The 12,350-nt window shown below is 70.2% G+C and carries 13 protein-coding genes and 1 pseudogene; 13 read left to right on the top strand and 1 reads right to left on the bottom strand.

Going from position 1 to position 12,350, the window contains the following annotated elements; translation table 11 throughout:
- Positions 1 to 54 precede the first annotated feature (54 nt).
- From dop to prcA, 5 genes and pseudogenes are all read left to right on the top strand, one after another.
- A complete protein-coding gene (dop, locus tag BKA18_RS06820) occupies positions 55 to 1,566 on the top strand; it encodes a depupylase/deamidase Dop (RefSeq protein ID WP_366045363.1) in 1,512 nt (503 codons plus the stop codon).
- A gap of 189 nt (positions 1,567 to 1,755) precedes the next feature.
- Positions 1,756 to 1,974 (top strand): ubiquitin-like protein Pup, encoded by a 219-nt coding sequence (locus tag BKA18_RS06815; protein ID WP_006607619.1) that lies wholly within the window; start codon positions 1,756 to 1,758, stop codon positions 1,972 to 1,974.
- A gap of 219 nt (positions 1,975 to 2,193) precedes the next feature.
- Positions 2,194 to 2,425, top strand: a pseudogene (locus BKA18_RS06810) (endonuclease VII domain-containing protein).
- Positions 2,377 to 3,222, top strand: coding sequence for a proteasome subunit beta (gene prcB, locus BKA18_RS06805; RefSeq protein ID WP_366045362.1), 846 nt, complete (start codon positions 2,377 to 2,379; stop codon positions 3,220 to 3,222). The pseudogene BKA18_RS06810 and the gene prcB overlap by 49 nt, the downstream one beginning before the upstream one ends.
- A 66-nt stretch (positions 3,223 to 3,288) precedes the next feature.
- A complete protein-coding gene (gene prcA / locus BKA18_RS06800) occupies positions 3,289 to 4,140 on the top strand; it encodes a proteasome subunit alpha (RefSeq protein ID WP_147249253.1) in 852 nt (283 codons plus the stop codon).
- Positions 4,141 to 4,185: 45 nt separating this feature from the next.
- Here the strand turns inward: prcA and BKA18_RS06795 are convergent, their stop codons facing one another.
- A complete protein-coding gene (locus BKA18_RS06795) occupies positions 4,186 to 5,307 on the bottom strand; it encodes a LacI family DNA-binding transcriptional regulator (RefSeq protein WP_366045361.1) in 1,122 nt (373 codons plus the stop codon).
- A gap of 121 nt (positions 5,308 to 5,428) precedes the next feature.
- Between BKA18_RS06795 and BKA18_RS06790 the strand changes: the two genes are divergently transcribed.
- The 8 genes from BKA18_RS06790 (at position 5,429) to BKA18_RS06755 (ending at position 12,289) form a co-directional block, all read left to right on the top strand.
- Positions 5,429 to 6,688 (top strand): MFS transporter, encoded by a 1,260-nt coding sequence (locus tag BKA18_RS06790; RefSeq protein ID WP_366045360.1) that lies wholly within the window; start codon positions 5,429 to 5,431, stop codon positions 6,686 to 6,688.
- A 9-nt stretch (positions 6,689 to 6,697) separates the two neighbouring features.
- Positions 6,698 to 8,059 carry a Pup--protein ligase gene (pafA, locus tag BKA18_RS06785; RefSeq protein WP_006607613.1) on the top strand — a complete coding sequence of 454 codons (1,362 nt, stop codon included), beginning with the start codon at positions 6,698 to 6,700 and terminating at the stop codon, positions 8,057 to 8,059.
- 135 nt (positions 8,060 to 8,194) lie between these two features.
- Positions 8,195 to 9,184 (top strand): FKBP-type peptidyl-prolyl cis-trans isomerase, encoded by a 990-nt coding sequence (locus tag BKA18_RS06780; protein ID WP_366045359.1) that lies wholly within the window; start codon positions 8,195 to 8,197, stop codon positions 9,182 to 9,184.
- Positions 9,185 to 9,252: 68 nt separating this feature from the next.
- Positions 9,253 to 9,627 carry an FKBP-type peptidyl-prolyl cis-trans isomerase gene (locus BKA18_RS06775; protein WP_006607611.1) on the top strand — a complete coding sequence of 125 codons (375 nt, stop codon included), beginning with the start codon at positions 9,253 to 9,255 and terminating at the stop codon, positions 9,625 to 9,627.
- Positions 9,628 to 9,832: 205 nt separating this feature from the next.
- On the top strand, positions 9,833 to 10,801 hold the full coding sequence (locus BKA18_RS06770; RefSeq protein WP_366045358.1) for a helix-turn-helix transcriptional regulator: 969 nt from the start codon (positions 9,833 to 9,835) through the stop codon (positions 10,799 to 10,801).
- 16 nt (positions 10,802 to 10,817) lie between these two features.
- On the top strand, positions 10,818 to 11,768 hold the full coding sequence (locus tag BKA18_RS06765; protein WP_006607609.1) for a helix-turn-helix transcriptional regulator: 951 nt from the start codon (positions 10,818 to 10,820) through the stop codon (positions 11,766 to 11,768).
- A 37-nt stretch (positions 11,769 to 11,805) separates the two neighbouring features.
- Positions 11,806 to 12,069 (top strand): hypothetical protein, encoded by a 264-nt coding sequence (locus tag BKA18_RS06760; RefSeq protein ID WP_006607608.1) that lies wholly within the window; start codon positions 11,806 to 11,808, stop codon positions 12,067 to 12,069.
- Between the two features lie 16 nt (positions 12,070 to 12,085).
- The gene (locus BKA18_RS06755) at positions 12,086 to 12,289 is read left to right on the top strand and encodes a hypothetical protein (RefSeq protein WP_006607607.1); all 204 of its coding nucleotides are present in this window, start codon (positions 12,086 to 12,088) and stop codon (positions 12,287 to 12,289) included.
- Positions 12,290 to 12,350 lie beyond the last annotated feature (61 nt).

The raw sequence follows: 12,350 nt of genomic DNA, 5'->3' as shown, positions 1-12,350 counted from the left end.
GCGGTACTTGAGCGCCGCCCTTATCCAGGGGCGCCGCCGGGCTAGGAGGGCCGCATGACCGTACGGCGAGTAATGGGAATCGAGACGGAGTACGGGATCTCCGTCCCCGGCCACCCGAACGCCAATGCCATGCTCACCTCATCCCAGGTCGTCAACGCCTACGCGGCCGCGATGCACCGGGCACGCCGTGCCCGCTGGGACTTCGAGGAGGAGAACCCGCTGCGGGACGCCCGCGGCTTCGACCTCGCACGGGAGAACGCGGACGCCAGCCAGCTCACCGACGAGGACATCGGCCTGGCCAATGTGATCCTCACCAACGGCGCGCGGCTCTACGTCGACCACGCCCACCCCGAGTACAGCGCCCCCGAGGTCACCAATCCGCGGGACGCCGTGCTGTGGGACAAGGCCGGCGAGCGGATCATGGCCGAGGCCGCCGAACGGGCCGCCCAGGTCCCCGGCGCCCAGCCCATCCACCTCTACAAGAACAACACCGACAACAAGGGCGCCTCCTACGGCACCCATGAGAATTACCTGATGAAGCGGGAGACCCCGTTCTCGGACATCGTGCGGCACCTGACGCCGTTCTTCGTCTCCCGCCAGGTGATCACCGGCGCCGGCCGGGTCGGCATCGGCCAGGACGGCCACGAGCACGGCTTCCAGCTCAGCCAGCGCGCCGACTACTTCGAGGTGGAGGTCGGCCTGGAGACGACCCTCAAGCGGCCCATCATCAACACCCGCGACGAACCGCACGCGGACGCGGAGAAGTACCGCCGGCTCCACGTGATCATCGGGGACGCGAACCTCTCCGAGATCTCGACCTATCTGAAGCTGGGCACCACCTCGCTGGTGCTCTCCATGATCGAGGACGGCTTCATCGCCGTCGATCTGGCCATCGACCAGCCCGTCCGCACCCTGCACCAGGTCTCCCACGACCCCACCCTGCAACAGCTGATCACGCTCCGCAGCGGCCGCACCCTCACGGCCGTCCAGCTCCAGATGGAGTACTTCGAGCTGGCCCGCAAATATGTCGAGGACCGTTACGGAGCGGATGCGGACGAGCAGACCAAGGACGTTCTGACCAGGTGGGAGGATGTGCTCGGCCGGCTGGAGAACGACCCGATGAGCCTGTCCGGCGAGCTGGACTGGGTCGCCAAGCGTGAGCTGATGGAGGGCTACCGCCGCCGCGACGGTCTGGACTGGGACGCCGCCCGCCTGCACCTCATCGACCTGCAGTACGCCGACGTACGCCCCGACAAGGGCCTGTACAACCGTCTGGCGGCCCGCGGCAAGATGAAGCGGCTCCTGGACGAGCCGGCGGTCGAGCGGGCCGAGCAGAAGCCTCCAGAGGACACCAGGGCCTACTTCCGCGGCCGCTGCCTGGAGCAGTACGCGGACGACGTCGCGGCCGCCTCGTGGGATTCGGTCATCTTCGACCTGCCCGGTCGTGACTCCCTGCAACGGGTTCCCACACTGGAGCCGCTGCGCGGGACCCGTAAACACGTCAAGGAGCTCCTGGACCGCTGCCGCACCGCAGAAGAGCTGGTGAGGACGTTGTCCGGCCGCTGATCCACGACAGGGTCACGACAAAATTCCCGGCGATCCGCAGCCGATCCGGGGCTGAAATTGCCGCGGTGCGGGAATCATCGGGGTGACTCCCGGGCGTTGCAGCAAGTGCAGGGCCGATGTCGGACCCTGCTTGTAGGGTCAGATCTTGAAGGTCACATCGAGCGGGGCGAACCGAGCGGGGTGAGGGACATGGCGACCAAGGACAGCGGCGGCGGACAGGCAAAGGCCACGCGTTCCACCGAAGAGGTCGAGGAGCAGACACAGGACGCGCAGGCCTCGGAAGACCTCAAGGAACGCCAGGAGAAGTTGTCGGACGACGTGGACTCGGTGCTGGACGAGATCGACGATGTCCTTGAGGAGAACGCAGAGGACTTCGTGCGCTCCTTCGTGCAAAAGGGCGGCCAATAGCCGCGCTGCGCCTTTGAATCGAAGGCTCGGGGTGGGTGAGTGGCGGAGTGGGAGCAGACGAAGCGCTGCGCGCGGTGTGGTGAGGAGACACTGCGCGCGGCCTTCGCTCCCCGGGCGGTCGAATCTTGAGGTGTGCAGCGGCATGGCCGAGGGGACGCGCGGCCGGCTTCCCCCTGCCTCAAGCGCCGATACGGCCTCAGCGGGGCCGAACGCGAGGCGATGATCAAGGAACAGCGCGGGATGTGCGTGATCTGCCGGGCTGCCGACCCTGGGCATGTGGATCACGACCACGAGACGGGTAAGGTCCGAGGCGTACTGCTTCAGCTGTAACGCAGCCTTGGGTCAATTCAAGGATCGGCCGGACGTCTTGAGGCGGGCGGCCGAGTATCCGGAAGGAAACGTGTGGAAGCCAACACTCGAAGCATCGGGCGTCTACCAGCTGCCTTCCTGACGCCTGGCTCCTCGTCGTTCATGGACTTTCTCGGCGCGCACTCGCCCGATCTGCTGCCGGGCAACCGCCCGTTGCCGCCGGTGCAGGGTGCCATCGAGGCGCCGCACGGCACGACGATCGTGGGTGCGGCGTTCCCCGGGGGCGTGGTGCTCGCCGGTGACCGGCGGGCGACAATGGGCAATGTCATTGCGCAGCGTGATATCGAGAAGGTTTTCCCGGCCGACGAGTATTCGGCGGTCGGCATTGCGGGCACGGCGGGTCTCGCGGTGGAGATGGTCAAGCTCTTCCAGCTGGAGCTGGAGCACTTCGAGAAGGTCGAGGGTGCCCAACTCTCCTTGGAGGGCAAGGCGAACCGTCTGTCGACGATGATTCGCAGCAACCTCGGGATGGCCATGCAGGGTCTGGCCGTGGTGCCGCTGTTCGCCGGCTACGACCTCGACCGCGAGAAGGGCCGTATCTTCTCCTACGACGTGACCGGCGGGCGCTCGGAGGAGCACGGTTTCGCGGCGACGGGTTCCGGCTCGGTGTTCGCGCGCAGTGCCCTCAAGAAGCTTTTCCGGGAAGACTTCACGGAGAATCAGGCGGCCACCGCCGTCGTCCAGGCGCTCTATGACGCCGCGGACGACGACTCGGCGACGGGCGGGCCCGATATGGCGCGGCGGATCTACCCCATCGTCACGGTGATCACCGAGGACGGCTTCCGGAAGCTGTCCGACACGGAGGTCTCGGACATCGCCCGGGCCGTGTACGAGCGTCGCCTGGAACAGCCCGACGGCCCGCGCGCGGCGCTGCTCTGACGGGACGGATGGTCCGCTATGCATTCGCCAGTGAGAGAGCTTTTGACAGGAAGGGACGGATAGCCGGTGTCGACGCCGTTCTATGTCTCACCCCAGCAGGCCATGGCCGATCGCGCCGAGTACGCCCGCAAGGGCATCGCGCGCGGGCGCAGCGTCGTGGTGCTGCAGTACACCGACGGCGTGGTCTTCGTCGCCGAGAATCCCTCCCGCGCCCTGCACAAGGTCAGCGAGATCTACGACCGGATCGCCTTTGCGGCGGTCGGCAAATACAACGAGTTCGAGAATCTGCGGATCGGCGGCGTGCGCTATGCCGATCTGCGGGGCTATACGTACGACCGTGAGGACGTGACCGCGCGGGGCCTGGCGAATGTCTACGCCCAGACGCTCGGCACGATTTTCTCCAGCGCCGCCGAGAAGCCGTACGAGGTCGAGCTGATCGTGGCCGAGGTGGGCAGTGCCCCCGAGGAGGATCAGATCTACCGGCTGCCGCATGACGGCTCGATCGTGGACGAGCACGGTTCGGTGGCGGTGGGCGGCAACGCCGACCAGATCAGCAGCTACCTCGATCAGCGCCACCGCGACGGTATGACGCTGGCCGAGGCGCTCAAGCTGGCGGTGGAGTCGCTGTCGCGGGACACCAACGGCGGTGAGCGCACCCTGACCGCCGAGCAGCTGGAGGTCGCGACGCTGGACCGTACGCGGCCGCAGCAGCGCAAGTTCAAGCGGATCCTGGGGCGGCAGCTCTCGCGGCTCCTGGACGAGCACGCCACTGCGGACGCCGGGGACGCGGCGGACGCGGACGCGGATGCGGAGGAGGGCGCCGGTGCCGGAGAGGCCGGGGCGTCCGACAAGAGCACCAAGGGCAAGGGAGCGACCGGCAAGGACGACTCCGAGGGGGAGTCCGGCCCGCTGCTCTGATGCCTGGTCTCCGGGAGGGATACCCGGAGCGCGCGCCCCGGTGGGTCATCGCCCGCCGGGGCGCGCGGCGTTGCCGGGGGCGTCCGCGGGCGGGGCGGTGGAGCCGCGGGTGACCAGCTCCACGGGCAGGGCGGGTGCCGGGGCCGGGTGGCCGTCGAGCACCGCCATCAGGGCCCGCATCCCGGCCTCGCCGAACTCCTCTGCGGGCAGCCGTACGGTCGTCAGCTCCGGCTCGACGGCGACCGCCAGGGCCAGGTCGTCGAATCCGGTGACGGAGACGTCTTCGGGGATCCGCAGGCCCAGCCGGCGGACGGCCTTGCAGGCGCCCGCGGCGATGATGTCGTCGTCGCAGAGCAGCGCCGTGGGGCGGGGGCCGGGGCCGGTCAGGGCGGCGTGTGCGGCCTGCAGTCCGGCGTCGATCTGGAGGGCGGTCGGCAGGCGCCGCAGGTGTGCCTCCGGGACGCCGTGGAGGGCGTCGGTGACGGCACGGGCCCGGACCTCGAAGGTCCAGGAGCGCACATCCGCCGCGAGATGGGTGAGGCGGCGGTGCCCGAGGGCGACCAGATGGGTGGTCAGCTGCCGTACGCCGTCCGCGATATCGAGGTTGACGGTGGCGGTGGCCCGGTGGTCGTCGGGGTCGCTGTCCAGCATGACCAGGGGCAGACCGGCGTCCCGGAGGGGGGCGAGGGCGTCGGCGGCCATGGAGGAGGCGATCACGCCGTCGAGGGTGGCCGCGGCGGAGTCGAAGGGGTCGCGGGCGGGGCCGATGCCTTCGGGGGAGGGGTAGAGGACCACACCGAAGCCGTGGTCGGCGGCGACCCGGGCCGCGCCGGTGTAGACGCGGGCGAAGAATTCGGTGGTCAGGGCGGGGACGACGAGGAGCACGGTGCGGGTGCGGCCCATCCGCAGGCTGCGGGCGGCGAGGTTGGGGCGGTAGCCCAGTTCGCGGGCGGCGTCGCGCACGGCCTCCGCCTTGCCGGGGGAGACCCGGCCGTGCCATTTGTCGCCCAGGACGAGGGAGACGGCAGCCTGCGAGACGCCGGCGAGGCGGGCGACGTCCCGGCTGGTGGTGCGGGCGGTGGCCGGCCAACCAGAGTGCGCGGCGCCGGCCGCTCCGGTGGAGCCGGCGCTTGCACCGGGGGGCGTCGTGGCCTCGTTGCTGGTCACCGGGTGTGTCGCTCCTCGTGTTCGGCCGTTGCGGGGTGGACCGCGGCGTGCCGTCATGATACGTATGACGTCGGAAGTTATACGTAACACGTCCGGTCGGGCCGGGCGGAAAGGGGCGGGGATGGCCGAGGGATATGCGGAGCTGCTCAGAACCCGGCACGCGGCCCGGCTCCTGGCGGGGACGCTGGCCGGCCGGCTGCCGAATGCCACCGCGGCGCTGGCCGTGGTCCTCTTCGTGCGGGCCGAGGGCGGCAGCTACGCCCTGGCCGGCGCGCTCTCCGCGGTCTACGGCCTGTGCACCGCCCTCGGCCAGCCGCTCCTCGGCCGGGCCGTGGACCTCTGGGGCCAGCCGCGGGTGATGCTGCCCGCCTCGGTCCTCTCGGCGCTCGGTGCGTCGCTGCTCACGGTCGTCGGCCTGGATGTGCTGTGGCTGGCCTATGCCGCCATGGTGATCGCCGGTTTCTTCACCCCGCCCCTGGAGGGCGGTCTGCGGGCACTGTGGCCCGGCGTCCTGCGGCGCGCGGACCGGGTGCATGCCGCCTACGCGCTGGACGCGGTCGCGCAGGAAGTCATGTTCGCGGTGGGCCCGTTGCTGGTGACGCTGTGCGTGGCGGTCTGGTCGGAGCGGGCCGCACTGCTGGTGATCAACCTGATCGGGGTGCTCGGGGCGCTCTCCGTCGTGGTCTCGGAGCCGTCCCGGAAGTGGCGCAGCGCCCCGCGCGAGGCGCACTGGCTGGGGGCGCTGCGCTCGGCGGGGCTGCGGGTGCTGATCGGGTCGTTCTTCTTCGTGGGGCTGGCGCTGGGGTCGATCGCGGTGGCGGCGGTCGCGTACGCCGATGAGCACGGCGGCGGGATGATCTCCAGCTGGCTGCTCTCCGCGCTGGGCGCCGGTGCGCTGGTCGGCGGGGTGGTCTACGGCGCCCGCCAGTGGCCGGGGCGGCCGGAGGGGCGGCTGCGGCTGCTGATCGGACTGCTGGCGCTGGGGTATCTCCCGCTGGTGCTGGTCCCGGGCGTCGTCGGGATGACGGTGCTGACCGGGGTCGCCGGGGTGTTTCTGGCACCGGCGCTGGCCTGTGCGTTCGTGGTCGTGGACCGGCATGCCCCCAAGGGCACCGTGACGGAGGCGTTTTCGTGGCTGGTGACGACGTTCGGGGTCGGATCGGCGATGGGCGCCTCGGTGGTGGGGCCGGCGGTCGAGCGGGGCGGCGCGGTGGCGGGCTTCGCGGTGGCCGGTGCCGGCGGGCTCGCCGCGCTGCTGGTCCTTTTGTCGACGAAGCGATTCCTCGGGGATCCCGTGCAGCGTACGGCTGATGCGGGCACGATGGAAAATGATCGAAACGGGGCAGCCGAACCCGGTTTCAGAGCAGGCCGTCAGGCGTAATGTTCAGTCATGGACCGCCGCATTTTCGGGCTGGAGAACGAGTACGGCGTCACGTGCACGTTCAGGGGACAGCGCCGACTGTCGCCTGACGAAGTGGCGCGCTACCTCTTCCGCCGTGTCGTGTCATGGGGCCGCAGCAGCAATGTCTTCCTGCGGAACGGCGCCCGCCTGTACTTGGACGTGGGTTCGCACCCGGAATACGCAACTCCCGAGTGCGACAACGTGACCGAGCTGGTCACGCACGACAAGGCCGGCGAGCGCATTCTCGAAGGCCTGCTCGTCGACGCCGAGCGCCGCCTGCATGAGGAGGGAATCGCGGGCGACGTCTATCTGTTCAAGAACAACACCGATTCGGCGGGTAACTCCTACGGATGTCACGAGAATTATCTCGTCGCCCGTCATGGTGAGTTCTCCCGGCTCGCGGACATCCTCATTCCGTTCCTGGTCACGCGTCAGCTGCTGTGCGGCGCGGGCAAGGTGCTGCAGACCCCCAGGGGCGCCGTCTACTGCGTCAGCCAGCGCGCGGAGCACATCTGGGAGGGCGTCTCCTCGGCGACCACACGATCCCGGCCGATCATCAATACGCGCGACGAACCGCATGCGGACGCCGAGCGCTACCGGCGGCTGCACGTCATCGTCGGCGACTCCAACATGTCCGAGACGACCATGATGCTGAAGGTCGGTGCCACCGACCTCGTCCTGCGCATGATCGAGGCGGGCACGGTCATGCGCGATCTGACCCTGGAGAACCCGATCCGGGCCATCCGCGAGGTCAGCCACGACATCACGGGGCAGCGCAAGGTGCGGCTGGCCAGCGGGCGGGAGGCCTCGGCGCTGGAGGTCCAGCAGGAGTACTACGACAAGGCCGTGGATTTCTGCGACCGCCGCGGCATCCGTACGGGCCTCGTCGAGCAGGTGCTGGAGCTGTGGGGCCGGACGCTGGAGGCGATCCGGGACCAGGAGCTCGACCGCATCTCGACCGAGATCGACTGGGTGATGAAACATCAGCTCATCGAGCGGTACCGCACGAAGAACAACATCACCATGTCCCACCCACGGGTGGCGCAGATAGACCTCGCGTACCACGACATCCACCGCCGCCGGGGGCTCTACTACCTCCTGGAGCGCAAGGGCCAGGCCGCGCGGATCTGCAATGACCTGAAGATCTTCGAGGGCAAGTCGGTGCCCCCGCAGACCACCCGTGCGCGGCTGCGCGGCGACTTCATCCGCCGTGCTCAGGAGCAGCGCCGTGATTTCACGGTCGACTGGGTGCATCTCAAGCTCAATGACCAGGCGCAGCGCACGGTCCTGTGCAAGGACCCGTTCCGGTCCGTCGATGACCGGGTGGAAAAGCTGATCGCCGGAATGTGACCCGCGGGGAATGCGGAGGTGTGCCGGGGGCCGTACGGCTCCCGGCACATTGCCTTGTTGTGCCGGGCAGCGTCCGGCGGCACAGGTCGTAGAGTGGCGGGCATTGCCCATTCCCCACGAGCCCGAGTTGGACTGATGAACCTCACGAAGAACACCTGTCGCGCCGCCGCAGCAGCGCTGACCGTGCCCGTCCTGCTGTTCACCGCCGCCTGCGGGTCCGACGACGGCAAGGGCTCGGCGGGCGACGCGGTCGCCAAGGTCGACGGCAAGGTAGGGGCGCAGCCCAAGATCACGGTGCCCAAGGGCGCCAAACCGACCGACAAGGCCGTCACCAAGACCCTCGTCGAGGGCAAGGGCGCCACCGTCAAGAAGGGTGATCTGGTCCGGCTGGACTACTCGGCGCAGTCGATGAAGGGCCAGAACCTCGGCAGCAGCTGGATGCGGCAGCCCGGCGCCAAGCCCGGTGGCCCGCGCGCCCAGATCGTCAGCGAGGTCACCGATCAGGCTCAGCAGCAGCAGCTGCCGCCGAAGGTGCTGTCCGCGGTCGCCGGGCAGAAGGTCGGCAGCCGCTTCGAGGTCGAGGGCACCGCCAAGGAGCTGGTCGGCCCCCGTCTGAACCCGCAGCTCGGCATCAAGCCGGGGGACGGCCTGGTGTGGGTCATCGATGTCGTCGGGGCGAAGAAGCTCGACAAGAAGGCGAAGGCCGAGGGCAAGCAGGCGGCTCCGGAGAGCGGGATCCCCGAGGTGACGGCCGCGGACGAGAAGGCCGCGAAGATCACCGTGCCCAAGGGGGAGCAGCCGCCCAAGGACCTCAAGCAGCAGGTCCTGATCAAGGGCAAGGGCCCCGAGGTGAAGGCCGGCGACGGGCTGATCGCGCAGTACACCGGTGTGAAGTGGGAGGACGGCAAGAAGTTCGACTCCTCCTGGGACCACGGTGGCGCGACCGCGTTCCAGATCGGCGCCGGTCAGGTCGTCCAGGGCTGGGACAAGGCGCTGGTCGGCAAGCACGTCGGTGACCGGGTCGAGATCGTGATCCCGCCGAAGCTGGCCTACGCCGGGCAGCCGCAGAGCGGGCTGGACAAGAACACCCTGGTCTTCTCGGTCGACATCGTCGGCACGGTCTGACGGCGGCGCCCGCAAGATCTGCAAGACTGGCCCGGTAATCGTAAAGATTCGTAAGTAGGAGCACATCCGTGAGCATCGACAAGCCCGAGATCGACTTTCCTGAAGGCCCGGCTCCCACCGAGCTCGAGATCGTGGACCTCAAGGAGGGCGACGGGCCGGTCGCCAAGGCCGGGGACACCGTCTCCGTCCACTACGTCGGTGTGTCCTTCAGCACCGGCGAGGAGTTCGACGCGAGCTGGAACCGCGGCAAGCCGCTGCAGTTCCAGCTGGGCGCCGGCCAGGTCATCGCCGGCTGGGACAAGGGCGTGCAGGGCATGAAGGTCGGCGGCCGCCGCCGGCTGACCATCCCCGCGCACCTCGCCTACGGCGACCGTGGCGCCGGTGGCGGCGTGATCGCTCCGGGCGAGACGCTGATCTTCGTCTGCGACCTGGTCTCCGTCTGAGACCGCTGCCGGTCGCCCCGCGGGGCCACGGCTGACGTATCCGAGGGCCCGTGCCGCGATGGCACGGGCCCTCGGACGAGTAAGCCCTCGCTCCCTTCTGCCCTGCGGGCGGACGAAGGGAGCGAGGGCTTACTCGTCCGCCTTTTGCCCTGAGCATCGCGAGCGGTACGGTCAACGATCGGGAAGACAACGAGAAAGGGCGTCGATGGCCATTGCCAAGGCCGAGCGGTTGATGAACCTGGCGCTGTGTCTGCTGGGGACGCGACGCCCGCTGACCAAGCGTGAGCTCAGGTCGTCCATCGAGGCCTATATCGAGGCCGGCAACGACGACTCGTTCAACCGCATGTTCGAGCGGGACAAGGACGACCTGCGGGAGCTCGGTCTGGTCATCGAGACCGTCGAGGGCATCGAGGGCGACGTCGGCTATCTCGCCCGGCGGGACAGCAACCGTCTGCCCCCGATCACCCTGGACGCCGAGGAGGCCGCCGCCCTCGGGCTGGCCGCGAAGATCTGGCAGCAGGCCCGGCTGGCCGGCGCCGCCTCCGGTGCGCTGCAGAAGCTGCGCGCGGCCGGGATGCCGCTGGCCGGGGAGGGCGCGGACTACGACGCCACCCAGCCGCACAGCGCGCTGGAGCCGCGGATCCCCGCCCACGAGGCCGCCTTCGAGCCGCTGATGCTGGCCTGCCGGGACCGCCGGCCGGTCGTCTTCGACTACCGCAAGTCCACGGCCGCCCACCCCGAGCAGCGGCAGGTCGAACCCTGGATCCTGGAGTGCTGGCGGGGCCACTGGTACGTCGCCGGCTGGGACCGCGCCCGCAAGGCGGAGCGGGTCTTCCGGCTCTCCCGGATCACCGGCAAGGTCCGTTCCCGGCAAGGGAAGTTCACCGCGCCGGTGCCCGACCACGTCACCGTCCGCGAGACCGTCGAGAGCTGGGCCGGGGAGACCGCCACCGGCACCGCCCGCATCAAGCTCCGTGCGGAGCACGGCTATCCGCTGCGGGCCCGTGCGCTCACCGTCCGCGCGCTGGGCGACGGCTGGGACGAGCTGGAGATCCCCAGCGGCCATGGACTCGACGCCTGGCTCGTGGAGTTCGGGCCGGACGTGGTCGTACTGGAACCCGCGGAACTGCGCGCCGAGGTCATCGACCGGCTGCGTGCCGTGGCCAAGGGCTGAGAGGGATACGAGACCCATGGCGACGAACGCGATCGACCAGACCCGCCGGATGCTGTCCCTGGTGACCTACCTGCGCGAGCGCCCCGGCGCCCGCGTCGGGGACGTCGCCCGCGCCTTCGGCATCACCGAGGACGAGCTGATCGCCGACCTCGACGTCCTGCCGATGTGCGGGACGAGCTTCCGCGGCGGCGACCTCCTGGACATCGACACCGACGGCGACCGCATCTGGTGGCACAACCCCGACGATGTCGCCGAGCCGCTGCGGCTGGCCGCCGACGAGGCGACCGCGCTGCTGGTCGCGGCCCGGGCGGTGGCCACCCTGCCCGGACTGCGCGAGGGCGACCGGCAGGCGTTGCTGCGCGCCACCGCCAAGCTGGAGGCGGCGGCCGGTGAGGCGGCCGGCGCCAGCTCCCGGCTCTCGGTGACCTTCGAGTCCGAGGGCGGGGTCTTCGCCGACGTCGACCGCGCCATCGCCGAGCGGCGCCGGCTGTGGCTGCGTTACTACTCCCCGGCGCGCGACGAGCTGACCGAGCGCGAGGTCGACCCGATCCGGCTGTTCGCCGTCGGCCATACGTATATGGAGGCGTGGTGCCGGCTCTCGGAGGCCCGGCGCACCTTCCGGCTCGACCGGGTCGCCGAGATCACGCTGCTGGACGCGCCGGCCGATCCGCCGCCGGTCGAGCTGCGTGATCTGTCGGAGGGCCTGGTGCAGCCCGCGGCCGAGGACCCCGAGGTGTGCATCGAGGTCGGGCCCGGCGGCCGCTGGGTCGCCGAGTACTACCCGCACGACAGCGCCGAGGAGCTGCCCGACGGCGGTCTGCGGATCACCCTGCGCACCCCCGACCCGGCCTCGCTGCGGCGGCTGGCGCTGCGGCTGGGCGGGGACGGTCGGATCGTCGCGCCGCAGGCGCTCGCGGACAGCGCACGGCAGGCCGCCGACCAGGCACTCGCGGCATACGGCGAGTGAGCCCCGCGGCCACCGCGGGGAGAAGGAGGAGGCAGGGATGGTGAGGACCACGAAGGCGACCGTCGGCCTGGCGGGCCGGGCCGCTCCGGTGCTCTTCAAGGCGGCCTGCCCGGACTGCCGGGGCTGCTTCGAGCTCGCCTCGGACGCCTTCCGGCTGGCGATCGGCGCCAGCAGCCGTACCACCTTCTACTCCTTCACCTGCCCCGACTGCCGGCGCGCGGTGCGCAAACCGGCCGGCGAGCGGATCATCGAGCTGCTCACCGGCGGCGGGGTCCGCACGCTGCGGCTGCACACGGGCTGACCGATAGGCTCGTCCCATGCTCTGGCCCATGATCGCAATCGCCCTCGGCTTCGCCGGGATCGCCGTGCTCGGCGTCCTGGCCGTCCGCGTCTTCGCGGAGGTGCGGCGGCTGGCTCGTCAGGTCGGTGCGGCCTCCGAGCAGATCCAGCGGGCCGCCGACGACCTGGAGCGGGCGGCGACGCCGCTCGCCTCCCGGATGTCCGGGACCGGCCGGGACTGACCGGCGGGGCGGGCAGGGAGTCGTTGCCGCGGGCGGCAGTGGTCTGCTGCCCGGAAGGCCG

The organism is Streptomyces auratus (assembly GCF_050433025.1).
Classification (GTDB): Bacteria; Actinomycetota; Actinomycetes; order Streptomycetales; family Streptomycetaceae; genus Streptomyces; species Streptomyces sioyaensis.
This window is presented reverse-complemented; position numbering and strand designations above follow the sequence as displayed.